Genomic DNA, 24558 nt, shown 5'->3' with positions numbered 1-24558 from the left:
AAGATAAGCTATCCTGTTCCGGACCCGATACTTTCTCCTTCGGCGTCCACTCCGGTCAGGATGACCGGGTCTGCGGCAGAATTTCTGCCGGAAGAGTCTGCTCCTCATGCTCCGTAAGCGTAGGATGAATGATCGCTCTGTACGCGCCTTCGGATGACAGACGCCCACCGTCCAAGCCGATCAGAACCCGCTCGGAAATGACCGTTCTGCCGTCAAGCGTTACGGCTACTTCGTCAGGCTTCAGGGCCAGCATAAATTGCGAGCCTTTATTAATGCCGCGGTAAGGCACAAGCCGCAAGCGGTCCCGCCAGGGAAAGTAAGCATTCTCGCCAAGCTCCAGAATAAGGTTGTCCGCCCGCCCTTCAGCCAGCTTCTCTTTCCAGCCCGCCGGGAGCTCCCTTTCCCATAACGAAGCTTCCATGACCATCACTGGCATTCTGGTAAGCGGATCGGTCAGCTGATTCCCGGTATCCACCAGACCTTTGCAGGCTACAATATGGTCTTCGATTCGAACTGTAACCTCTCCCACAAACGTCGATAAGCGTTCCTGCCTTTTCCGATTGTTCTGGACCACCCTGAACCACAAGATCACCACAAAAAAAACGACGAAGGAGAACAGCGAACCGATCTTGATCTCGAAGCTGAGTCCGCCGGATTGAGTGAACAAAATTCCGTTCCAAAGGTCGCTTGAACTTTGCAGGAGATAATGTATGCCTAATATCCCGCCGGCAGCTACAAAGTTGACGACATAGAAGGCGCCCAGATTCCGTAAATAGTTTTGCAGACTCCCGAACCCGAAAGCGATCCATAACATAACAACAGAGAATAGAAATTTAGTCAGAAACGTATACATAAATGACAGTTCAGGCAAAAACATCATCAGACAGTAAAGCGCTCCTACCGTGGCCGACAGACAAATTCTCCATTTCCTCAGCCTTTGCTTGCGCATCCAGGCCGTTGTCAGCAGAAGGGCTCCGTCAATTAGCAGATTCGTGATGAATATCAAATCGATATAAACAACCATTCGCGGTCACCTGCCTGTTATCCCCAGGCTGCTCTCTATTCCAAAGTTACCAATTATACCTGCAGGATGTTTTTAAGTATAAAGACATCCAGGCATGAAGTCTGTCAAACAATGAATGCGCCTGCCCGACTTTTTTTGTCGAAGCCGCTTGGATTAATGCGAATAACGGATAGGAAGAATGAGGAAAATAGCAGGATGCCAGAGCAAGCCGGAGCAAAAATGAAAAAAAAGCCGATCCCTTGAAACGACAAGGGTCCGGCTTATAGTTATTAATTCAATTAATCGTTATTATTGCGGCGATTGCGAAGGAAAGTCGGAATATCCAGCTGATCGTGGCTCGGCTGGTTGCCGAAAGGTCTCAAAGTAGAAGTCCGGTTGTCCGCAGGCTCGCTGATTCCCGGAGCAGGTTTGCGAGGGGGAATTGCTGAGGCAGATTTATTTTCAAACCCTGTTGCAATTACCGTTACCTTGATTTCCTCTTTCAAATTCTCATCAATAATCGCACCGAAAATCATGTTGACTTCAGGATCCGACGCCGAAATGACAATTTCAGCCGCCTCGTTAACTTCATAAAGCGATAGACTAGAGCCGCCGGTAATATTCATGATGACGCCTCGGGCGCCTTCAATGGAAGTTTCCAGGAGCGGACTCATAATCGCTTTGCGGGCCGCCTCCGCCGCCCTGTTCTCACCGGTAGCAAGGCCGATGCCCATCAGGGCGGAGCCGCGTTCGGTCATAATGGTCTTGACGTCGGCAAAGTCGAGGTTGATCAGCCCCGGTACCGCAATCAGGTCCGAAATGCCCTGCACCGCTTGGCGAAGCACATTATCCGCTTGAAGGAAAGCCTCCAGCATCGGGGTCTTCTTATCGACAATCTCAAGCAGGCGGTCATTAGGAATGACGATCAGCGTGTCCACTTTCTCTTTCAGTCCCTCGATCCCCAGCTCAGCTTGGGAAGAACGCTTGCGTCCTTCAAATGTAAACGGACGGGTAACGACGCCCACTGTAAGCGCTCCGCACTCTTTCGCAATTTCGGCGATGACCGGAGCGGCACCTGTTCCGGTTCCTCCGCCCATGCCGGCGGTAACAAACACCATGTCGGCGCCCTTCAGCGTGTTGGCGATCAGCTCGCGGGACTCTTCCGCAGCCTTCTTGCCTACTTCAGGGTTAGCGCCGGCGCCAAGACCGCGTGTCAGCTTGTCGCCGATCTGCAGCTTGTGCTCCGACTTGGCCAGATGCAGGGCCTGGGCATCTGTATTCACCGTAATGAATTCAACACCTTGAACTCCATTCTCAATCATTCGGTTGACCGCATTGCTGCCGCCACCGCCTACGCCAATTACTTTAATTTTTGCCAAGCTTTCCATTTCAAAATCAAATTCCAACATACTCTTCCATCTCCCCCTCAAGTGTGCATGGATGGCCCGTCCATCGTTATGGGTGCCTTAGCGTTATATAAACTCACTGAATATATTCTTGATCCGCTCCATAAAGCCCGTCTTGCGAGTGTTTTCCTGAGAAGGGGCCGACTTGCCTCGATTGGCCGGTTTCTTGGGTGCTCCACCGCTGCTCCGAACCCGCAGATTACGAATTACATTATACAGGATGCCTACCCCGCTTGTGAAACCCGGATCCCGGACACCAATGTAATCCGGGACTGCAATTCGGACGGAAGCGGCCAACTCATTCTGGGCGACTTGCAGCACTCCCGGCATCGAAGCCGTTCCGCCCGTCAGGATATAACCGCCGGGAAGTTCATTGTACCCGAGCCGTTTCACTTCCTGACGGATCAACTGAAAGATCTCCTGCACACGCGGTTCTGCAATGGCGGCAAGGTCCTCCTGGGTAAATTCCTTATCGACATTGCTGCCGATTCGGGTCACCTTGAAGGTTACGTCCGCAGCGGCGGCCTCGATAAGCGCGCAGCCATACTTCAGCTTCACTCTTTCCGCCTGGTCTGTCAACGTTCTCAAACCGTATGCAATATCGCTCGTAATAAACTCTCCCCCGACCGGAAGAGTGGATGTTGCGGCAATTGTGCCGTTTTCAAAAACGGCAATGGTGGTAGCACCAGCGCCGATATCAACCAGCACCGATCCCATTGTTTTCTCGTCTTTGGAAAGAGCCAATTGGCCGGCCCCCAAGGACAGAAGGACCAGATCCTTAATCTTAAGCCCAGCTTTCTCCACACAACGCAAAAGGTTATGTATCGCTGTCTTGGATCCGGTCACAATCGTCGCTTCCACCTCCAGGCGGACGCCTATCATTCCTCTTGGGTCCTGTATGCCCTCCAGACCATCCACTACGTACTGCTTGGCCACTACATCGATAATTTCGCGTTCCGGCGGAACGGCGATTACCTCGGATGCTTTCAGAACACGCTCAATGTCCTCTTCCCCGATCTCGCGATCCTCGTTCGATACGGCCACGACGCCATGGCTCGTTTGAAGTCCAATGTGATTCCCGGAAATGCCGACATATACCTCCGATATTTGAATACCCACCATACGTTCTGCGTGATCTACCGCATTTTTAATAGACTGTACGGTTTGGTCAATATCTACAATCGCACCTTTGCGAATTCCTTCCGAGTCGGCAGATCCAACTCCAATAATATTAAAGGTTCCATTGCTGATTTCCCCAATAATAGCCCGAACTTTGGATGTACCGATGTCCAAACTAACAATGATGTCATTGTTGCTCAAGTCCTTGGCACCTCCCATAACCAATAATAATGACTCTATTTGAACATATACTAAACTATTATATTCAACGCGGCTAACTCTTTCCCTCTTTTTTCTACATAATTTTTACACCTTGGGTATTCCAATTTCATCCAAATAGGAAATAAAAAGGGAAGTATCATGCAAAAAAAAGAAAGTACGACTGGCAGACAGTCCATAAAATGTATTCTACCATTGTTTTTTACTCATGAGTAGTGCTATTTTCCCCTTCTTCGGCCGAGGACGCACCCGCAAAAGGAACATAAGTGTCCGCTTCGAGCATCGTAATAAGTCCGGGCTCTTGGGTCTCTATAATGCCGTTCAGATACTCCGTCTTTTTAGGCAAAAGAGAGATCGTCGTAATGACTTCAAACCCGGACCGGGTATACAGCCGGATCCGGTCGGGGAATGACAGGGTCGGCGAAGGTAAAATTTCGGAAATATCCGAAGTCAGCTCAGCGGACATTTTGGCCAAAGTGCTGCAAAGCTTCAGCAGATTGACCTGATCCTTGTCCCATCCCGAGAGCATCGGCTTCTCGAGCGAAATCCCATTTTTAACCAGAACTTTACTTCCATTCGACAAGTACGCCATTAGTTTGCCGTCCGAAGCAAGCTCGTAGGCAACGGAAGGATATTCGTGCACTGTAATTTCAACGACTCCGGGAAAACGCTTGTCCACCGTTACGCTTTCAATAGCCTGCACGCCTGCCAATCTTTTACGGATCGTCCCGGCGCTTGTCCCGAAAAAGGACATACCGACCTTGAGCCCGCTTTCTTTCAGAAGCTCTTCGTTAGTAGAGTATGAGCTTCCGCGAAACTCTATATCGGTAATTTTACTGATAGACGACCTGAAAAACAACACGCCCAGCAAAACGGCAAACAGCGCCACTAGCAAAGCCGCCACTTTTTTGCTCGTATTTTTCTTCGGTTTTGGTTCCTTTAACACGGGAATATTGGATTTAGGCATTATTCATCTCCGAAAAAAGCCTTTGATCCCCTCCGCGGGTGGAGGGGATGACAGGCGTATATTCAAGCCGGATCCAGCTGTTTGATCAGGGGCGATTCACGATAAACACTGGCGCCCAAAGACTGAAACAAATCTTCAATCCGCTCATATCCGCGGTCAATGTGATGCACTTGTTCCACGGTGGTTTTTCCCTGGGCTGCCAGACCGGCGATGACAAGCGCCGCTCCTGCGCGGAGATCGGTAGCTTCCACGGTGGCTCCAAACAATCTTGGTACACCGCGAACAATCGCGGTATAGAGATCCACCGTTATATCGGCGCCCATGCGGACCAGTTCATCCACATGCTTGAAACGTCCTTCAAATACGGTTTCCTTGATAATGCTGGTGCCTTCGGCCAAAGACAACAGCACCATCACCTGCGACTGCAGATCGGTAGGGAAGGCCGGATAAGGCGAAGTAACGATGCGTTCCACCACTTTCGGCCTGGTGAGTCCGTTTACATTGATTATATCATCGTAGGCCCTGATTTGGATACCGGCGCGGCGCAGCACATGCAGCAGGGAAACAAGGTGCGAAGGATTGCAGTTTGTCAAAATAACGCTTCCCCGGGTGGCCGCCGCCGCGATCAGGACTGTCCCGGCGACGATTCGGTCCGGAAGAATTTCATACTCGCATGCACCCAGCTTCTTTACCCCGCGGATTGTAATCGTATCCGTGCCCGCACCGATGACCTGAGCGCCCATTTGATTCAGAAAATGCTGCAGATCCTGAATTTCCGGCTCCCGCGCGGCGTTGGTAATTATGGTAGTTCCCTCCGCCAGCACGGCTGCCATCATAATATTTTCCGTTGCCCCGACGCTAGGAAAATCCAGATGAATATCGGTTCCCGTCAATTTGTTCGCTGTGCACCGGATTTGGCTGCCCGTTTCCTCGATCGTTGCCCCCAGCGCTTCAAGTCCGTAGAGATGCAGATCGATTTTGCGCTCGCCAATGGCACAGCCTCCCGGCTGGTAAATGCACACTTCCCCGAATCTGGCCAGCAATGGCCCCATGAGAAAGATGGAGGAGCGCATCTGTTTCATCAAATCCTCAGGCACGTGGAAAGAATTAGCTTTGGAGGAGTCGATCACGACCTCTTCATCTTCTCTTGATGTGTCACAACCCAGACGACTTAAAATTCCAAGCATGACTTCAATATCAAGCAGGCGTGGAACATTGAGAAGACGAACCTCGCCGTCCGCAAGCAAACTTGCCGCCATAATTGGCAGGGCAGCATTTTTCGCTCCATGGATCCGAATGGTTCCTGAGAGGGGTTTCCCGCCTTCAATCACCAATTTGTCCAATGTATCACCTCCGAGTTTACCGTTCACCCACGAAAAACACTTCGGGCACGAGCACAATGCCGTTTTGTGTTCTGATTGTCTCCCTGATTTTTTCCATGAGGGTGAGAACGTCCTCCGCTGTCGCTTGCCCGGTGTTGACAATGAAATTGGCGTGAACCTCCGAAACCTCGGCTCCTCCGGCCCTCATCCCTTTAAGACCCGCCGACTCTATCAGTCTCGCAGCGTAATCGCCCGGCGGATTCCTGAATACACTTCCGGCACAAGGCATTTGAAGCGGCTGCGTGCTTCTTCGGCGATCCTTGAACGCAGCCATGGAGGCCTTGATTTCCTCCATGCTCCCCTCGCTGAGCGAAAATACAACCCCGGCAACGATGCCTTTTGTTTCATGAAGCACGGAATGCCGGTAGGCAAAAGCCATCTCATCCGGTCCATAGGTGACCAATTCACCGTTCTCCAGTACAATTTCGGCGGACTTGAATACACGCGACACATCAGACCCGTGAGCACCGGCATTCATATAGACGGCCCCTCCAACCGTACCCGGTATACCTGAAGCGAACTCCATACCTGTAAGTCCCCGTTTGCCTGCCATCATACTCAGGCTGACAAAGGAGGTTCCTCCCCCGGATTCCACTTCCGTACCCATGAATTCGGTCTGCTCGAATCCCTTGCCCAGCTTGATGACAGCGCCCCGAATGCCTTTGTCGGAAACAAGCATGTTCGATCCTTTCCCGACAAGCATCCACGGCACATTTTGTTTATGGAGAATGCGGACCAGCTTGCTCAGTTGCTCCTTGTTCTCCGGTACAATCAAGGCATCTGCCGGACCGCCAATTTTCCATGTTGTATATTTGGCCATTGATTCGTTAGGCAGGACGGTTCCGACCTCTTGTTCGGATAAGTGGGATATCCATTGCTGCATCGTAAAATTCCTCCTTAACATAAGCTTTGGCCCCGTGTGCGCATCAGCTTTCCGGCTTCTTGCCGTTTCTTGGTTTCAGCCAGCGTCTGCCCGAGTGATTGTCACGATTATAGGGTATTTTATGAAGTCCCGACGTGGAGTGTGACAATTGCCCGAAAGCTTACCCTGGCGTCATGCTTTATGCTTGATCGGCTGCCAAACGCCGGAGCTGCTGTACAATGACATGCGCCGAATCCGGCTTGCCCATTGTACGCGCTGCTTCGGCCATTTCCTGCCGCTTGTAATCATCTTTGACAATGCGCTGCACTTCGGCAAACAGGGATTGCCCCGACAGTGCGGACTCCAGAATGACGGATGCCGCCCCGGCCTGCTCCAGGCTGCGCGCATTTTTCTCCTGATGGTTATTCGTCACATTGGGTGACGGGATAAGGATAGACGGAATGCCGAGCGATGTGATTTCCGCCAGAAAAGAAGCTCCGGAGCGTCCGGCGATCACCGTTGTTGCGGCGAGCACCTCCGGCATATTGTGAATGTAAGGAAGCACATGCACTCTTGAAGGCATCCGGCCCGCTTTCCTGCGGATTTCCTGAAGGGTCGCTTCATAATAGCTCTCGCCTGTTACATACACAAAATGCACGTCCGGGAGCTTCTCGGTCAAAAGGGACATTTCGATCATGGCTTCATTAATCGCCTTCGCTCCGCGGCTCCCGCCTGCAACCAGAACCATTTTGCTGCCTGGCGCAAGGCCGAGGGATGCGAATCCCCGCTCCTTGTCCGCTTTGAACACGGTTGTAGCCCGCGGATTTCCCGTATACATGACATGTTTGGCGTTCGGAAACGCCTGCTCGGTGCCTTCAAAGCTTACGGCCACCGTGCTGACATATTTGCTGAGGAACTTGTTCGTAAGCCCCGGCACCGCATTCTGCTCATGAATGATGGTGGGGATTCCCAGCTTCGCGGCGGCATAGACGACCGGACCGCATACGTAACCGCCGGTGCCGATGACGGCGTCCGGCTTGAATTCCTTAAGGAGCTGTTTGGATCTGCCGACGCCTTTTATGAAACGGAGCACGGTTTTCACATTGTCCATGGACAGCTTCCGGCGAAAGCCCGTAATTTCAATAGCTTCGAACCGGATATTTTCCTTGGGGACCAGCTTGCTTTCCAGTCCTCTTGTTCCCCCGATGTACAGAAACTCCGCATCAGGATCTTCCTCACTGAATTGTTTGGCAACGGCCAGCGCAGGATATATATGTCCTCCTGTACCGCCGCCGCTAAGCACAATTCGCATACAATCACCTCGCATGACGGGATAGATTTAACAGGATGCCGAGCGCCGTCAGCATCAGCGTAAGCGAAGAACCTCCGTAGCTGATGAGCGGGAGGGTTATGCCCGTAACCGGCATCAGGCCTATAACTACCCCGATATTTATCACTACCTGAATGGCGACCATGCCGACAATGCCGACGGCCAGAAAACTGCCGAACTTGTCGTCCAGCGTCATGGCGACCCGCATCCCCCGCCAAACCAGAATCAGAAACAGCAGGAGGACGAGCGTTCCGCCGATAAATCCAAGCTCTTCGGCCAGAATGGAGAATATAAAATCCGTCTGCGGTTCCGGCACATAGCTGTATTTCTGGCGGCTCATGCCAAGCCCGAGTCCGGCCAGCCCGCCGGGTCCAATCGCATATAAAGACTGAATGATCTGGTATCCCACGCCGAGCGGATCCGACCACGGATCCAGAAAGCCGGTAATCCGCTTAAGCCGGTAGGGTGCCGTCAGAATGAGTCCCACAAAACCTGTAACTCCAAGCAGGGCAAGTCCGAACAAATGCTTGAACCGAGCCCCGGCCGTAAAAATAATAAGCAGCGCCGCCCCCATCATGACCGTGCCGGTACCGAGATCGGGCTGAAGCATGATCAGTCCGAAAGCGGCTCCGCTGATGGCTAGCGGAGGAAGCAGCCCTGTTGTGAAGCGGGTAATATCGTAATCGTCCCTGCTCAGCCAGTAGGACAGAAACAGGATCATGCCCAGCTTCATAAACTCCGAAGGCTGAATGCCGAACGAGCTGATGCCCAGCCAGCTTCGGGCTCCGCCGCGGACGGCGCCGATTCCCGGAATCAGCACGATGACCAGCAGGCCGAAGCAGACGAGCAGGCCCAGCTTGGCGTATTTTCGCAAACGCCGGTAATCAAAATTCATCATAAAAAACATCGCCACAAGTCCCAGAACGGCGAACAGCAGCTGTCTTTTTAGAAAATAGAAGGGATCTCCGTAATCGTGAAAACCAAGCACGGAACCCGCGCTGTAGACCATAACCATTCCTATCGTCAGCAGGCTAAGTATGCTGATCAAAAGCCAGATATCCGGCGCACGGCGCAAATTGCTCATAAGCGGAAGCCACCTCATATGGATAAGTAGGGGCTTGTCACGCCCCCCTACTTAAAGGGTATGCACCGCCTCTTTAAAAATGCGTCCGCGCTCTTCATACGAAGCGAACATGTCCCAGCTCGCACAAGCGGGAGACAGCAGGACGATCTCCCCGGAACCGGCCAGGGAGCTGGCTTCGCGAATCGCGCGGCGCAGCGTGTCAGCGGCGTCCTCCTCATTATCGACGACGATAATCCGGCTTATGCCCGCAAGCTCCGCTACTCTGGCTATTTTCTCTTTCGTTTGTCCCAAAGCGACAACCGCCTTGACCTTGTCTTTGAAGACCGGCACAAGCTCCATATAATCCGAACCACGGTCAAGTCCACCGGCTATGAGCACAATCGGCGCTGAAAGAGCGCCAAGCGCCATCACCGTTGCTTTCGAATTGGTAGCTTTGGAGTTGTTGTAGTAGGTTACCCCGTCTTTGACCTCCACCAGTTCCAGACGGTGCTCCACGCCCCGGAAGCTCTTCAGAGGCTCGGCCAGCCGCTTAGGATCGGCCCCCGCGGCGATCGCGCAGGCGGCGGCGGCCAGAGCGTTCTCGACATTAAACCGGCCGGGCAGGCCGATTTCGGACGTATTTACGATGACGGAAGTCTCTCCGTCAGGCTTTCGGTAAATGACGTTCCGGCTAAGGCCGTCGTCAGCACCGCCATACGGAGGATCGACATAAACGCCGCCCTGAGGCAGGCTTTCGGTCATCGAGAACGGAAGAAGCTGCGCCTTGATGCTTCGCGCAAGCCCCCGGCATACCGGATCATCCCAGTTCAGGACAGCCGTATCGCTCACCTGCTGGTTCACGAACAGCTTCGCCTTGGACGCAATATAGTCTTCCATCGTCCCGTGATAATCCAGATGGGTTTCGGCCAAGTTCAGCAGGCAGGCAATCCGCGGACGGAACGCCTCGGTTCCTTTGAGCTGGAAGCTGCTCAGCTCCACCACCATCCAGTCCTCCGCTGTCGCATGGGCAGCGGCCTCACTCAGCGGGATCCCGATGTTTCCGGCGACAATCGGCGAGAGGCCCGCCGCTTCCAGCATGCGTCCGACCCAGGTCGTTGTTGTCGTTTTGCCGTTTGAACCGGTGATCCCGATCATCGGGGCCTTGCAGAGCAGATAGGCAACCTCCACCTCGGTCACAACCTCAATGCCCAGCTCCAGCGCTTTTTGAACCGGCGGCACAGTGTAGGGAATCCCCGGGTTCTTTATAACCAGGGCAGTGCCTTCGTGAATCAGCCCTTCCGGATGACCGCCGCATAGAACAGAAATTCCCAAAGCCTCCAGTTCGGATGCTTCGGGACACTCGGCTCTGTCTTTTTTGTCATTTACGGTAACGTTCGCGCCAAGCTCATGCATCACCTTGGCGACCTGGACCCCGCTTCTGGCAAGCCCCAGGACAACGACGTCTTGTCCGCGGTAATTTTCCGGATGTTTCATAACTACAACCCCTTACCTAAGATAAAGCCCAATACCCGCAAATACGAGACCTACTGCCCAGAACGTGACGACGACGCGCCACTCCGACCAGCCGGACAATTCGAAATGATGGTGAATCGGACTCATTTTAAAAATTCGTTTGCCGCGCAGCTTGAAGGAGCCGACCTGAAGAACGACCGAGAGCATTTCGATAACAAAAATGCCCCCGATGACAAGAAACAGCAGCTCGCTCTTCGTTACAATCGCTATTGCGGCAATGGCTCCGCCAATGCCCAGCGAACCGGTGTCTCCCATGAACACTTTGGCAGGATGCGCATTGAAGACGAGAAAACCGAGCACCGCCCCGATCATCGCCGCAGCGCATACCGCAGCGGGCAGAGAAGTGGCCTGCATCGCTACAACGGCAAATGCCCCGAAAGCGATGGCGCTGACGCCGGACAGCAGGCCGTCCAGGCCGTCCGTAAAGTTGACCGCATTGCTGATGGCAAGCATCATGATCACGATAAACGGATAGTAAAACCAGCCGCCCCAGTCAAACGAGATATCCGTTCCCGGAATGCCGATTGCCGTGCTGTGGCCATTGCGGGCGAGCAGCAAGCATACAATTGCGGCAAACAGCAGCTGACCGAACAGCTTTTGTCTGGCCGTGAGACCCAGAGAACGTTTAAATACAATTTTGATATAATCGTCAAGAAACCCGACCAGGCCGAAGCCGAGCGAGGCAATAAGCAGAACATAGAAATCCGTATTCATTGCGGCCGAAAATTTCAGGAAAGCAATCGTAAAGGCAAGCATAATGATGATGCCGCCCATCGTTGGCGTTCCCGCTTTTTTCAGGTGGCTCTGCGGCCCCTCTCCCCTGATCTGCTGACCGAATTTCATCCGGCGCAGCAGAGGAATGAACAGCGGCGCGGCAATCACGGCGAGAATAAAGGAAACGCCGATGGTTAGAAGGATAAGTTGAAAGTCCATGATGGCTCTCCTTTCGCTATGATTGGTTCAGTGGACTGTTTTTAAGATGCAGGGCGACTTCTTCCAGCCGATTTCCGCGCGAAGCCTTGACCAGCACGATATCGCCGGGCTGAAGAAATTGCTCAAGCTCTTGAATAAGCTTGGACTTGTCGGTATAAGCATGAACGGCGGAAGCGGGCAAGCGTTCTGCTGCGCCCTCCGCGATATAAGTTCCAAGTGCGCCGTATGCAAAAAGAAAGTCGGCTTTCTCCGGCGTCAGATACTGGCCAACCTCGCGGTGAAACTGCTCAGCGCCCTCCCCAAGCTCCAGCATGTCGCCCAGAACGGCGATTTTCCGGCGGAAGCCCTTCATGGACTGCAGCACCTCAATCGCCGCCCTCATTGAGGTCGGACTCGCGTTGTAGGCGTCGTTCAGTATCGTCAGGCCGCTGACTCCCTTCATGACTTCAATCCGCATGCCGGTAAGCAGAAGGTCCTCCAGCCCCTTGCGGATCTGTTCACCGCTGACCCCGTAATGGAAAGCGACCGCCATGGCTCCAAGCGCATTGGCTACATTATGGCGGCCCAGCAGGGGAAGCGAAAAGACAATATCAGGGCCGAACCGGTGAGAAGTAAATACCGTTCCCCCGCTCTGGAACATGATGCCTGTCGGATAATCGTCATTATCCGGCTGCAGACCGAATGTAAAAGTATTCAGCTGCTGCGGCTTTACCGTCCTTCCCTCGCGAAGAGCTTCCGGAATCAGCGGTTCATCGCCATTATAGACCAGCAGGCCCCCCGGCTTCATGCCGGAAACAATTTCAAGCTTGGCCCGGGCAATTTCCTGACGGGAGCCCAAATATTCGAGATGCGACTCTCCGATATTGGTGATGATCGCCGTCTCGGGCTGAGCAAGACCGGAAAGCAGGGCGATTTCCCCTCGTGCGCTCATGCCCATTTCCAGTACGGCAAATTCTCTGTCCTCCGGCATGGACAGAATCGTCAGCGGAAGACCGATATGGTTATTAAAATTCCCTTGCGTCTTGTGCACTTTATAAGCGGTCGACAGCAAGGAAGTTACGATATCTTTGGTTGTCGTTTTGCCGTTGCTGCCCGTAATGCCGATCACACGGGCACGGCTTGCCTGCAAATAGGCCGACGACAAACGCTGCAGCGCGGCCAATGTGTCATCGACCAGGATAACCGGCCCCTCCGCGGGCGGCACCCCATGATCCTTCTGCCACATGACAGCTGCAGCACCGCGCCGCAATGCTTCCGCCGCAAAATCATGGCCGTCGAATTTCTCTCCCGCCAGCGGCACAAACAAGCAGCCCTCCGTCAATTTTCGCGAATCTGTAATGACGCCTTGAACGGGGAGGTCTTCCCCCGCAAGGGAGACGGCTTCCCCGCCGCTCATGGCCGCCATTTCCTTCAATGTTCTTTTAATCACTTTGTCAAACCCCTTATGGCTTCTTTGGCGACAAGACGGTCATCGAAATCATAGACCTTCCCGCCTATTAACTGATAGGTTTCATGTCCTTTCCCCGCAATCAATACTACATCTCCGGGGCTTGCCATTTCAATAGCTTTATGAATGGCTTCATGCCGGTCAGAGGCAAGCTGGTACCGGGATGCAGGCACATTGTTTTCTTTCAGGCCCGCCTCAATATCCAGCAAAATGTTATGCGGGTTCTCCGTTCGTGGATTGTCCGATGTCACGATAACATAATCGCTATATTTCGCCGCGATCGCCCCCATAAGCGGACGTTTCGTCCGGTCCCGGTCCCCGCCGCATCCGAACACGGTGAGCACCCGGCCTTCCGCGAACTCCTTGACCGTTCTGAGCACATTCTCCAAACCGTCAGGGGTGTGGGCGTAGTCCACAATAACCGCGTAAGGCTGCCCTTCGTTAACCGCTTCGACCCGGCCGTCCACTCCTTTGACCGCTTCGAGGCTTTGCTTGATCCGATCCAGCGGAATATCCTCAAGCAAGGCTGCGGTAATGGCGGCAAGCGCATTGTAAACATTGAACTTGCCGACCATCTGAAGCGCAATGTCCGCGCTGCCCCGGAATGTGTCCACGTGGAATTCCGTACCTTTGGCCGTAACTCTGATTCCGGATGCGCGCACATCCGCCTTGTTGTCCACCCCGTATGTAAGGACCTCTGCGGCAGTCTGCTTGGCAAAATAAACGGAAGCGGGATCGTCGGCATTCAGCACAGCGTATTTGCGCGATTCCGCGTCTTCCGAGAAACGGTTCCCCAAACGGGAGAACAACAGCGCCTTTGCGGCCCTGTATTCCTCCATCGTCTTGTGATAGTCCAGATGATCCTGGGTCAGATTGGTAAAGATCGCCGTCCGGAAATCGGTTCCTTTCACTCTGCCCTGCTCCAGGGCGTGTGATGACACTTCCATGACGCAATATTCCGACTTCGCCTCTACCATTTCATACAAATATCTTTGCAGGTCGAGCGCTTCGGGCGTAGTCCCTGAAATCGCATAGGTTTTCCCGTTCACCTTGCGCTGAATGGTCCCGATCAACCCGTTCTTTCTGCCTTCATTTTGCAAAATGCTTTCGATCAGATAGGAGGTTGTCGTCTTTCCGTTCGTTCCTGTAATGCCGATCACTTTAAGACGCGTACTCGGAAAATGATAATACACATTGGCCAGAACAGCCATGGCAAGCCGGGAGTCCTTTACCAGCAGCTGCGGGAGCCCGATTCCTTCGAGCGGCCGTTCCACAACCAGAGCGCTCGCTCCGTTCGCCTCGGCCTGAAGGGCAAAGTCATGTCCGTCCACCGTATAGCCCGGCAGGCAAATGAACAGGTCCCCGGGGCCGACTTTCCGCGAATCGATCTGAATGTTCAAACAAGAGGAGCTCCCGTCACCGATAATCACCGAACCGGCCAGACGGGCCGCCAAATCTTTAAGCTGCATATCAAACCCCTCCATCATTATTCGTTAATAGATATTATTTAGTATAGTCATTATTCCTTTGGTTCAGGCGCTTTCGGGCACTTTCCGTCATGCCGGCAGCCGCAATCCCGGTACTACGGGTTCTGCAGGTTCTTCTGGTTGTCCTGTTTCACCTTGGCCTCCGCCTCCTGCTCGCTGCCCATATAAATCCGGATCGTGGAGCCTCTTTCCACACGCGAGCCTGCCTTCGGCGCCTGACTGATCACATATTTGCCCGACCCTGATTTGGCCAGTGAAAAGTTCATGTTCATGTCTTCATAAATGTCTTCCACCGAATGGCCGACCAAATCCGGCACGGTTACAACCGGAGTTTCTCCGTATTTATATTTCTTGTTCAGCTGATTGGTGCGCGGGGCGACGCCCATATATTCCAGGGAATCTTTCATAATTTTCTTCACGATCGGCGCGGCTACGACACCCCCAAACTGTATCCCTTGCGGATTATCCACGGCTGTATACACGATGATCTGCGGATCATCCGCAGGCGCAAAACCTATAAAGGAAACGATATGCTCGTTAGCCGAATAGCGTCCGTTTACAACTTTCTGGGCCGTCCCTGTCTTGCCTCCCACGCGGTAACCGTCAATGAATGCATTTCCGCCCGTACCGTTCGCCACTACGCTTTCCAGTGCGGAACGGATTTTGGCGGAGGTATCCTCCGAAATGACCCTGCGCACCAGTTCGGGCTGAATCGTTTCAACCGTCTGGCCCGTCTCCGGGTTGATCCACGCTTTTGCCACATGCGGCTTATACAGATTGCCTCCGTTAATAGCCGCCGAAACTGCCGCTACCTGCTGGATCGGGGTAACCGATACTCCTTGACCGAAAGAGGTAGTCGCCAGCTCAACCGGGCCAACCTGTGACGGTTTGAACAAAATGCCGTTCTCTTCCCCGCCCAGATCAATGCCGGTTTTGCTGCCGAAGCCGAAGTCTCTAATATACTTGAAAAGAGTGTCTTTGCCAAGCTTTTGCCCCAGAGCGACAAAACCCGGGTTGCAGGAATTTTCTACAACCTGAAGAAAGGTTTCGCTGCCGTGGCCTCCTCTTTTCCAGCAGCGGAGCGTGGCGCCGGCCACTTTGACATATCCCGGATCAAAAAAATGATCTTTAAGCAGATCCACCTTTTTCTCTTCCAGAGCGGCCGCCAGCGTAATAATCTTGAAGGTAGACCCTGGCTCATACGTCATCCAGATCGGAAGATTGCGGTTGTATACTTCGGTAGCATAGTCCTGGTAGGAACCCGGTTCATAGCCCGGACGCGCGGCCATTCCCAAGATTTCTCCGTTCTTCGGATTCATCGCGATCGTCCAGGCGCCATCCGCTTGCAAATCATTCATCGCTTTGTCAAGTTCGCGTTCGATTATGCTTTGAATGGATTTGTCTACGGTCAGTTCAAGATTCAGGCCGTCCTTCGGCTCGGTGTACTTCTCATTGGCCCCCGGCATCAGCCTCCCGGCAGCATCGGAAAGAAAAGAAACCTTTCCGTTTATGCCGCTTAAAAGCTCGTTATATCTCTTCTCCACACCGGTCAGCCCCTGATTGTCAATGCCGGTAAAGCCCAAAATATGCGCGGCAAGTCCTACATAAGGATAATACCTTTTGTTGTCCTCGGCAACAACAATGCCCGGCAGCGCCAAATCACGAATCTGCTGCGCCTTCTCCATCGTAATTTTGCGTCCACCGGGCTGCAGGCGCACGATTGATTCTTTTTTTGATAGCAGGGCCAAAGCCTTTTCCTGCGTCATGTTCAGTAGCGGCGCAAGCTTGTTTGCAGTACCCGCCTTGTCCTTCACCTGAACCGGGATCGCCATGATCGTTGGTGTCGTCACGTTATAGGCGAGCACTGTTCCGTTGCGGTCGACGATTTCGCCCCGTTTGGCCGAAAAAGGAATATTTCTGCGCCAGGAATCCTCGGCCTGCGCTGACAATTCCCCGCCTTTCACGAGCTGAACAAAAGCCAGCCTGACGACCAGCGCAGCAAACATAAGACAGAGCAGGAACAACAGCCACAGCAGTCTCTTGCGGATCGCAAGTCCAGATATTTTCATTCTACGCCTACCCCTTTCGTCCTTAAGCACATGGTGCTTAAGGCAACCTGTAAGACAGTCACATCCCGCGACTTGTCTACTGCCATTTAGTACCATGCTTATTCAGGACAAACTGGGGTTAGAACAAGCTATCCTGACGCTATCCGAACGCTATCCGGACGGCCCGCTTCCCTGTTCCTGCTGCTTTTCTTCGCTTTCCGCGCCGGATTCGTGTTCCCTTTTGCCGGCAGCCGTCGTTTCAGGCGGCTTAAGCGTCAGCTTTACGCTTCTTACGCCATCCTTCCCTTTGCTCTCCTTCTGACTCACGACATAGCCTTCGCCGTCAGCCGTAACGGCTACCCCCATCAGCGTCAGCACTTCCACAGCATCCCGCAGTGATGATCCCTTCAAATCGGGCACGGCCATCTTATTGCTCTCTTCGGTCAGCAGATAGACTCGCTGTCCCCCTTCCAGCGGGGTTCCCTCTTTTGGAAATTGCGTGATGACTTTGCTGCCTTTCCCGAGCGTTTCATAAGCAATGCCCTGCTTCATCAACTGACCGGTCGCATTTGCGAGCGTAGCTCCTTCCAAGGAAGGGGCTTTAAGCAGGGAAGCTTCCTTCGTGCCCGCCTTTTTGGTTGTCGGGGTTGACTTCGGAACCCCCATATATTGCAGGCTCTTGCTGACAATTTCCTTAAAGACCGGTGCGGCGGCCGTTCCGCCGCCCAGCTCCGAATTTTGCGGCTGGTCAATCACTACAAGCACCAGAATTTTCGGATCGTTAACCGGCGCATAACCGATAAAAGACACCACTTGCTTGGTATAGTCATATTCACCGTTAACGACTTTAACCGCGGTGCCCGTTTTTCCGGCTACGCGGTAGCCGTCAATATAAGCATGCCGTCCGGTGCCTATTTTCTGGTCGGCAACGACCTGTTCCAGATAGCTTCCCACTTCTTTGGCTTTTTCCGGCGATATCACCTGTCTGACAACCTTCGGCTCGGTCTTGACCGTTTTGCCGGTATTCGGATCGGTTACCGACTTGATGATATGCGGTTCCATCAGCTTGCCGCCGTTGGCGACGGCAGCAACTGCCGCAACCTGCTGAATCGGCGTCACCAGCAGCTGGCCGTGACCGTAGGAAGCGGCGGCATAGTCCGCATCATACTGCATGTTTACCGTACCTTTAAGCTCGCCAGGCAAGTCGATGCCGGTCTTTTGACCAAAGCCGAATTTTTCGATATAATCCTTGAGCTTCTCGGGACCAAGCTTCTCGTAGCCAAGCTTGACAAAGGCGACATTACTGGAACGTTTCACCCCTTCCAGGAAAGAAATGGTCCCCCAGCCGGATCTGTTGATATCGTGGATTGTACGGCCGGGGACACGTATTCTCCCGGATTTATAGGTTTCGTTCGGATTGAACAAGCCTTCCTCTACCGCTCCGGCCAAAGTTACGATTTTGAAGGTTGAACCCGGTTCAAAGGCGGATGATACGGCATGATTCGTAAAGTTCTCCGGCTTTGCATCCTCCCAATACGTATTTGGATTATAGGTCGGCATATTCGCCATTCCAAGAATTTCCATCGTGTTGGGATCGGCTGCAATCACCGTCATGCTGATCGGCTTGAGATTGTCGAAGGCCGCTTTCATCGCCGATTCGATATAGTACTGAATCGTATAGTCAATCGTCAGGCGAATGTCGTCTCCGTTCTTGACCGGCTTATACACTTTGTCGGCCTTGGGCACTTCAATTCCTTTCGGGTCGCTTTCGTATTGCAGTTCACCGTTCTGTCCCTGCAGCTGTTCGTTGTAAAAGGCTTCAAGCCCTGTCACCGGCGCGCCCTCGCGGTTCACGTATCCGAGAATATGGGCGGCCAGGTTTTGCTTGGGATAATAGCGTTTCTGCTCATTGACAAAGGAAATTCCGGCATCTTTGATATGATGGCTTTCCTTTAATTGTTTGCTGAAGGCTTCGACTTTGTTTTTCAAATCCAGATCAATTTTCCAGCCTTCAAGCCGGACCTCGCGCTGCGGATAAAAAGTGCCGTCGTCCTTTTTGGCATTGACGATTGACAGCAGCTCGCTTTCCGGTTTGCCGAGAATCTTGTGCAATCCTTGCACAATTTCGGCCTGCAATCCGAACTCATTGATCAGCTTCGGGTTGACCGCTACCGTATAAGCCGGGATGTCCACAGCCAGCGTCTCCCCGTTCCGGTCCGTAATGGTCCCCCTCGTCGCCGTGATAATCTTCTTCTTGGACCACTGCAATTCCGCATAGCTCTGCCAGAAATCAGCGTTCACCACCTGAATCCAAAACACCCTTGTAATCAGTGCAACAAAAAAGAGGGTCGTGACTCCCCCTATTAGCAGTGTACGAAGCTGTATTCTTCTGGTCATCTTTCAACCCTCTTTGCTTCATTATTTCTTGGCTGTAGACGGCACGTCTTCTGCCGCAGCCTCTGTAGACGCTGCATTTCCTTCATTAACATGGATGCCGTCAATCTCCGGCGTCACATAACCATACTCTGCCGCTTTCTCGGGAATGAGATCAAGCAGCTTTTGTTTCTGAACTTCATATTCGGTAATTTGAGAGTTAATGGCCTTGGTATTCTTCTGCGCATTGTGTATCTGCATCTTTACTTCATAGATATTAGCGTTCCTCCAGACCAGAAAACCGGATATCGCCACAACGCAGGCTACTGTCAGCATATACAATAGCTTCTCACGCATCGGAAGCTGCGTCCTGCGGGTGACAACCTTGGTAGTTTCCCTATATTTGGGCGCTCCATGTACTCGTTCAGATGTCTTCTCCCTAACTGCAAGGTTGCCCCGCGTATAAGCCATATTCGTTAACCTCCACAACTTGTTGTTCTACAATTTCTCCGCGACGCGCAGCTTGGCAGAACGGGCCCGCGGGTTAAATGCGATTTCTTCTTCGGACGGAAGGCTAGGCTTCCGGTTGATCAGCTTGAGCAGTCCTTTGGCTCCGCATGCACACATCGGCAGATCGGGCGGACAGACGCACTTTTCCACATATTCCGCTAAGATCTGTTTGCACATGCGGTCTTCGAGGGAATGAAAAGTAATGACGGACACCCGCCCGCCGGGAGCAAGACAGCGTACCGCCTGGTGAAGTGTATCCTCGAATGCGCCAAGCTCATCATTGACCGCGATCCGCAAAGCCTGAAAGCTTCGCTTGGCCGGATGTCCGCCCGTACGCCGGGCGGCTGCCGGAATCCCTTCCTTGATCAGTTCAACCAGCTCACCGGTTGTTTCAACCGGCGCTTGTTGGCGCCGCTCCGCAATAACCCTGGCAATTCTGCGCGAAAATTTCTCTTCTCCGTACTTGAACAGGATGCGCGCGATTTCCTTCTCCGGCCATTCATTTACAATTTCCCGTGCAGTCAGTTCCGAGGTGCGGTCCATCCGCATATCCAGCGGGGCGTCGGCATTGTAGCTGAACCCGCGTTCCCCTTCGTCAAACTGGGGTGAAGACACGCCCAGATCGAACAAAATGCCGTCCACCTGCGGAATGCCATCGTGCTGCGGAACAAAGGAAATCTCGCTCAGCTTCTCTTCCAGATGCCTGAAATTGCTCTTGACCAGTGTCAACCTGTCGGCATATTCCTTCAGCCTTTCCTTGGCATTGTCATGCGCCCAGTCATCCTGATCGAAAGCAATTAATCTGCCTTCGGGACCCAGCTTCGACAAGATTACCGAGCTGTGGCCTCCCCCGCCAAGCGTGCAATCGACATAGATGCCGTCAGGCTTAATGTGCAGCCCTTCCGTCGCTTCTTCTTTGAGCACTGTGATGTGATGAAACAAGCTGCAAACCTCCAGATGTTGATGCATTTTTTATTTCTTTACAAATCAAAATTAAAATCAACCAGTTTCTCGGCAATTTCGTTAAACGTATCCTCGGATTCGCTGAAGTACTGCTGCCAAATATCGCGGTTCCAGATCTCCACGCGGTTGGATACGCCGAGAACGACGCATTCCTTCTCTAGCTTGGCGTATTCTCTTAAATTTGCCGGTAAATTTACCCTTCCCTGTTTATCCCATTCGCATTCTGTCGCCCCCGAGAAAAAAAAGCGGGTAAACGCGCGCGCATCGGATTTCATAAGCGGCAGAGCCTTCAGCTTATTCTCCAGCACGCCCCATTCCTCGAGCGGATATACGAAAAGGCAGTGGTCAAGACCGCGGGTTACGACAAAAGAGGCTCCCAAGGAGTCGCGAAACTTGGCCGGAATCGTGATCCGTCCTTTGTCATCAATGCTATGTTGGAATTCCCCCATAAACATCAGACTGTCTCACTCCTTACCTCTTTCCCCCACTTTAACCCACTTTCCACCACTTATGAGTAATACTAATTCTGCATCCCCCTCTGATTTCCTGCTAAGCCGCAAAAAAATATAGTGGTAATTTCAGACAATGCCTATAAAAAAAGAAAAGCCTTCTTCCCCGCAAGCATACGGAAAAGAAGACTTTGAGCTTGAGCTGCAGCGAAAGGGGTACCTTAAGCCTGCCAGCTGTCCAAATATTTTTTCTGTTCCTCGGTTAACGTATCAATCGTAATTCCCAAGCCTTCCAGCTTGTATCTGGCCACCTGTTCATCCAGATCATAAGGGACGTTAACCACAGTCTTGCCGATTTCGCGGTAATGATCGTTCACGTATTTCAAAGACAGCGCCTGGAGCGCAAACGTCGTGTCCATAATTTCAGCAGGATGCCCGTCAGCTGCAGCCAGATTCACCAGGCGGCCTTCGCCGATCGCAAAAATTTTACGGCCGTCCTTCAGGCGGTATTCCTCAATGTTCTTGCGGACCGTACGGATCGATTCGCTGCGGGCCTCGAGATCCGGCTTGCTGAATTCGACGTCGAAATGTCCTGCGTTCGCCAGAATCGCTCCGTCCTTCATGACATCGTAGTGCTCGCCGCTAATCACATACTTGTTGCCGGTTACCGTGATGAAGAAATCGCCCAGCTTGGCCGCTTCGACCATCGGCATGACGCGAAAACCGTCCATATGCGCTTCAACCGCCTTAATCGCATCCACTTCCGTTACAATGACGTTCGCTCCAAGACCTTTGGCGCGCATGGCAACTCCCTTGCCGCACCAGCCATAGCCGACGACAACTACCGTCTTGCCGGCCACGACCAGATTGGTCGTGCGGATGATGCCGTCCCAGGCCGACTGTCCGGTACCGTAACGGTTGTCGAACAGGTATTTGCAGTAAGCGTCGTTCACAGCAACCATAGGGAACTTGAGCAGTCCTTGTTTGTTCAAGGCTTTCAATCGAATGATCCCCGTCGTTGTTTCCTCCGCCCCGCCGCGGATATTCACGCCAAGCTCCGGACATTCGGACTGCAGCAGCGTCACCAGATCGCCGCCGTCATCGATAATCAGATCCGGCTTAGACTCCAGCGATTTTCTGACCAGTTGCTTGTATTCTTCAGGCTCCGGATCGTATTTGGCAAATACGGTAATCCCGTCTTCCACGAGCGCAGCGCATACGTCATCCTGTGTGGAAAGCGGGTTGCTGCCCGTAATTGTCACTTCCGCGCCTCCGGCCTGAACCACCTTGGCCAGATAAGCCGTCTTGGCTTCCAGGTGAAGGCAAATCGTTACCTTCAGCCCCTTGAAAGGCTGTTCTTGTTCAAATTTTTCCCGGACCCGGTTCAGTACAGGCATATGAGCCTCCACCCAGTCAATTTTCAGATGTCCTTCCGGAGCCAGTCCGATGTCCTTGATAAGACTGTTTTCTTTTGCGTTTGCCGCCATGAATTCATCCTCCTTAATATATAGATAAAGATCAAACGCCCATTCCGATCCGGCCTAGAGCAAGATCAACCGATGACCTCCATTGGTCTCATAGGGAATAGACATGATTTGGTCGATCCAATCATCCTGTCCATACCGGTTCAGGTAATAGAACACATTATAAACCCGCTCCTGCAGCTTGCCGTGCGGCTGAAGCGACAAATAAATCCGGTCCCAATGCCGAAGCGAAGCTTCATTGCTTTTGGCCAGCGCATCCTTGGCTTTGTCCCGCAAATACTCAATCTGGTCATAAATTTTTTCTTTGTTGGACGTTCCAAGCTTAAGCAGACCGTTCTGGATCGTCCCGAGCTGTTCTACAAGCGGTTCGTACATGCTCCCGAATGCGGCCTTCACTTCATCAAACCGGGTGTCCAAATGCAGCGAGTCCTGCTCGGCAAGCCAGGCCTCTCTTCTTTCCTGATATCGTTCCTCTACATCCTCAAACGAAAGCCCGAATTTATCCATATACTTCTGCAGCGTTCCCTCCACCACGGTAAAAGACATCCGGGGCAGCAGAATCGGCATCTTAAAGCCAAGCACGCCAAACGCCTTTTTCAATAGTCCCCAGTAGGCAATCTCGCCATCCCCAAGCACGAACCCGAGTACAGGCAGCAGCGCCTCCTGCATGAGCGGACGGGTCAGCACATTGTTGCTGAAGCGTTCGGGACACTTGGCAGCAAGCTGAATCAGCTCGTCTTTGGAAAAAGAAACCCGGCCTTTTCGGTCGGCATAACGGTCTTCATGCTTGAACAGCAGCAGGCGCTCCCCTTCATGGATATAAAACAGATTGGCGCCATCCTCCGCAACGTCTGCTTGGGTCTCAAGTCCAAGCTGGCGAACCTCCCGGGCCGCTTCCATATAACAGGCTGTTAATTCATCGTTGCGCTTCACAAGCTCTTCAAACACCGGCTTTTCCAGCCGGCGCAGCTCAGGATCGGATGAATCGAGCAAAATGAGTCCAAAGCGTCCAAACAGGTTCCCTATCAGCGTAGCAAAACTCGCCGTAAGCGTTCCACCGGAGCTTGACTGCAGCTGATTGATCAGCTGCGGCTTGAACTCCGTATCCGGAAGCAGTTCATCCAATTCCTGAATGACTCTGTTCCATTCCTCCTCTTCCACCTTCGTACAGCCTACCGGCGTTCGGAGATCGTCTTCCCTGTGCAGACGGATTCGGGTCACTTTCAGATCTCTGGAAAGGACATATGTATGATTCACTTCATCCCAGTCATGGTCCTCCCCAGCGATCCAGAATACCGGGACTACGGGACGGCCAAGCTCGGCCTCCGCCTTTTTCGCCGCCAGAATGATCGTTGCCGCTTTATAAATGACAAGCAGGGGACCCGTGAACAGCCCCGATTGCTGTCCGCCTACGATGGCAACCGTTCCCGTCTGTTCCAGCCGGTTCAAAGAGTCGGCTACTTGCGGATACGAATTATACCGATTGTTATAATTGCGGAGGATTTGCACAAGCGACTTGCGGTCCAAGCGGCTTTTCTCGGTTTCATCCAGCCATGCCGCTCTTGCGCTCCAGCTTGCCTGATCAGCCGCATCACTTTCATATAAATGCCCTACACGGGCAAAATCCGCTGTTAACGCGGCGGCCAAAGGCTGCCGTGAGGATAGCGGATTATTGACAACATTCATCCTTTTGTCAGTCCTCCTGTCGGATTTAACCTTGAAACCTTTCTTGATTGTACCGGAGCGATGCCACTCCCGTCAAAGCATCGGACTAATCATTATTCTTATAATCGAGTAGGAGGGGGCGGCTAACCCCCGTCCTCTCACACCACCGTACATGCGGGTCCGCATACGGCGGTTCCAAAAGGTTAACGAAGTTCCAAATAACGAGAAAGCAAACTTTTCAGCCCTTTCGCTTCCCAGAAAGAAGTCGGAAGGGCATTATTTGTGTTTCGAGACATTTCCCATGCACCACGCCGG

The 24558-nt window shown here is 52.8% G+C and carries 19 protein-coding genes and 1 pseudogene; all 20 read right to left on the bottom strand.

Annotated elements, in window-relative coordinates:
- Nucleotides 1-55: 55 nt before the first annotated feature.
- The gene (gene spoIIGA / locus K7397_RS02515) at nucleotides 56-1024 is read right to left on the bottom strand and encodes a sigma-E processing peptidase SpoIIGA (protein ID WP_223066376.1); all 969 of its coding nucleotides are present in this window, start codon (nucleotides 1022-1024) and stop codon (nucleotides 56-58) included.
- Nucleotides 1025-1302: 278 nt separating this feature from the next.
- Entirely contained in the window at nucleotides 1303-2412 is a 1110-nt protein-coding gene (ftsZ, locus tag K7397_RS02510) for a cell division protein FtsZ (protein ID WP_223066375.1), read from the bottom strand.
- Nucleotides 2413-2475: 63 nt separating this feature from the next.
- Nucleotides 2476-3729: a cell division protein FtsA gene (gene ftsA, locus K7397_RS02505; protein ID WP_223066374.1), complete on the bottom strand. Its 1254-nt coding sequence runs from the start codon at nucleotides 3727-3729 to the stop codon at nucleotides 2476-2478.
- A gap of 220 nt (nucleotides 3730-3949) precedes the next feature.
- Nucleotides 3950-4714 (bottom strand): cell division protein FtsQ/DivIB, encoded by a 765-nt coding sequence (locus K7397_RS02500; protein ID WP_223066373.1) that lies wholly within the window; start codon nucleotides 4712-4714, stop codon nucleotides 3950-3952.
- Between the two features lie 62 nt (nucleotides 4715-4776).
- A complete protein-coding gene (gene murA, locus K7397_RS02495; RefSeq protein WP_223066372.1) occupies nucleotides 4777-6057 on the bottom strand; it encodes a UDP-N-acetylglucosamine 1-carboxyvinyltransferase in 1281 nt (426 codons plus the stop codon).
- 16 nt (nucleotides 6058-6073) lie between these two features.
- Nucleotides 6074-6979 carry a UDP-N-acetylmuramate dehydrogenase gene (murB, locus tag K7397_RS02490; RefSeq protein WP_223066371.1) on the bottom strand — a complete coding sequence of 302 codons (906 nt, stop codon included), beginning with the start codon at nucleotides 6977-6979 and terminating at the stop codon, nucleotides 6074-6076.
- Between the two features lie 178 nt (nucleotides 6980-7157).
- Nucleotides 7158-8270, bottom strand: a complete 1113-nt coding sequence (gene murG, locus K7397_RS02485; protein WP_223066370.1) for an undecaprenyldiphospho-muramoylpentapeptide beta-N-acetylglucosaminyltransferase — start codon at nucleotides 8268-8270, stop codon at nucleotides 7158-7160.
- Between the two features lie 4 nt (nucleotides 8271-8274).
- A complete protein-coding gene (spoVE, locus tag K7397_RS02480; protein ID WP_223066369.1) occupies nucleotides 8275-9372 on the bottom strand; it encodes a stage V sporulation protein E in 1098 nt (365 codons plus the stop codon).
- Nucleotides 9373-9423: 51 nt separating this feature from the next.
- The gene (gene murD, locus K7397_RS02475) at nucleotides 9424-10845 is read right to left on the bottom strand and encodes a UDP-N-acetylmuramoyl-L-alanine--D-glutamate ligase (RefSeq protein WP_223066368.1); all 1422 of its coding nucleotides are present in this window, start codon (nucleotides 10843-10845) and stop codon (nucleotides 9424-9426) included.
- 12 nt (nucleotides 10846-10857) lie between these two features.
- Nucleotides 10858-11817 (bottom strand): phospho-N-acetylmuramoyl-pentapeptide-transferase, encoded by a 960-nt coding sequence (gene mraY / locus K7397_RS02470; RefSeq protein WP_223066367.1) that lies wholly within the window; start codon nucleotides 11815-11817, stop codon nucleotides 10858-10860.
- A 16-nt stretch (nucleotides 11818-11833) separates the two neighbouring features.
- The gene (locus K7397_RS02465; RefSeq protein WP_337926667.1) at nucleotides 11834-13243 is read right to left on the bottom strand and encodes a UDP-N-acetylmuramoyl-tripeptide--D-alanyl-D-alanine ligase; all 1410 of its coding nucleotides are present in this window, start codon (nucleotides 13241-13243) and stop codon (nucleotides 11834-11836) included.
- A complete protein-coding gene (locus K7397_RS02460) occupies nucleotides 13243-14733 on the bottom strand; it encodes a UDP-N-acetylmuramoyl-L-alanyl-D-glutamate--2,6-diaminopimelate ligase (protein WP_223066365.1) in 1491 nt (496 codons plus the stop codon). Before K7397_RS02460 ends, K7397_RS02465 begins: the two co-directional genes overlap by 1 nt.
- 113 nt (nucleotides 14734-14846) lie before the next feature.
- The gene (locus tag K7397_RS02455; RefSeq protein ID WP_223066364.1) at nucleotides 14847-16820 is read right to left on the bottom strand and encodes a stage V sporulation protein D; all 1974 of its coding nucleotides are present in this window, start codon (nucleotides 16818-16820) and stop codon (nucleotides 14847-14849) included.
- A gap of 150 nt (nucleotides 16821-16970) precedes the next feature.
- Complete coding sequence (locus tag K7397_RS02450) at nucleotides 16971-19196, bottom strand: penicillin-binding transpeptidase domain-containing protein (protein ID WP_223066363.1); 2226 nt, start codon at nucleotides 19194-19196, stop codon at nucleotides 16971-16973.
- A 21-nt stretch (nucleotides 19197-19217) separates the two neighbouring features.
- Complete coding sequence (locus K7397_RS02445) at nucleotides 19218-19643, bottom strand: hypothetical protein (protein WP_223066362.1); 426 nt, start codon at nucleotides 19641-19643, stop codon at nucleotides 19218-19220.
- Between the two features lie 27 nt (nucleotides 19644-19670).
- The gene (gene rsmH / locus K7397_RS02440) at nucleotides 19671-20624 is read right to left on the bottom strand and encodes a 16S rRNA (cytosine(1402)-N(4))-methyltransferase RsmH (protein WP_223066361.1); all 954 of its coding nucleotides are present in this window, start codon (nucleotides 20622-20624) and stop codon (nucleotides 19671-19673) included.
- 38 nt (nucleotides 20625-20662) lie between these two features.
- A complete protein-coding gene (gene mraZ / locus K7397_RS02435) occupies nucleotides 20663-21100 on the bottom strand; it encodes a division/cell wall cluster transcriptional repressor MraZ (RefSeq protein WP_223066360.1) in 438 nt (145 codons plus the stop codon).
- A gap of 215 nt (nucleotides 21101-21315) precedes the next feature.
- Complete coding sequence (locus K7397_RS02430) at nucleotides 21316-22581, bottom strand: adenosylhomocysteinase (RefSeq protein WP_223066359.1); 1266 nt, start codon at nucleotides 22579-22581, stop codon at nucleotides 21316-21318.
- A 54-nt stretch (nucleotides 22582-22635) separates the two neighbouring features.
- Entirely contained in the window at nucleotides 22636-24264 is a 1629-nt protein-coding gene (gene bshC, locus K7397_RS02425) for a bacillithiol biosynthesis cysteine-adding enzyme BshC (protein WP_223066358.1), read from the bottom strand.
- 182 nt (nucleotides 24265-24446) lie between these two features.
- Nucleotides 24447-24558, bottom strand: a pseudogene (locus K7397_RS21975) (group II intron maturase-specific domain-containing protein); the annotation flags it as partial.

The sequence above is a fragment of the Paenibacillus caui genome, assembly GCF_019904135.1.
Classification (GTDB): domain Bacteria; phylum Bacillota; class Bacilli; order Paenibacillales; family Paenibacillaceae; genus Fontibacillus; species Fontibacillus caui.
This window is presented reverse-complemented; position numbering and strand designations above follow the sequence as displayed.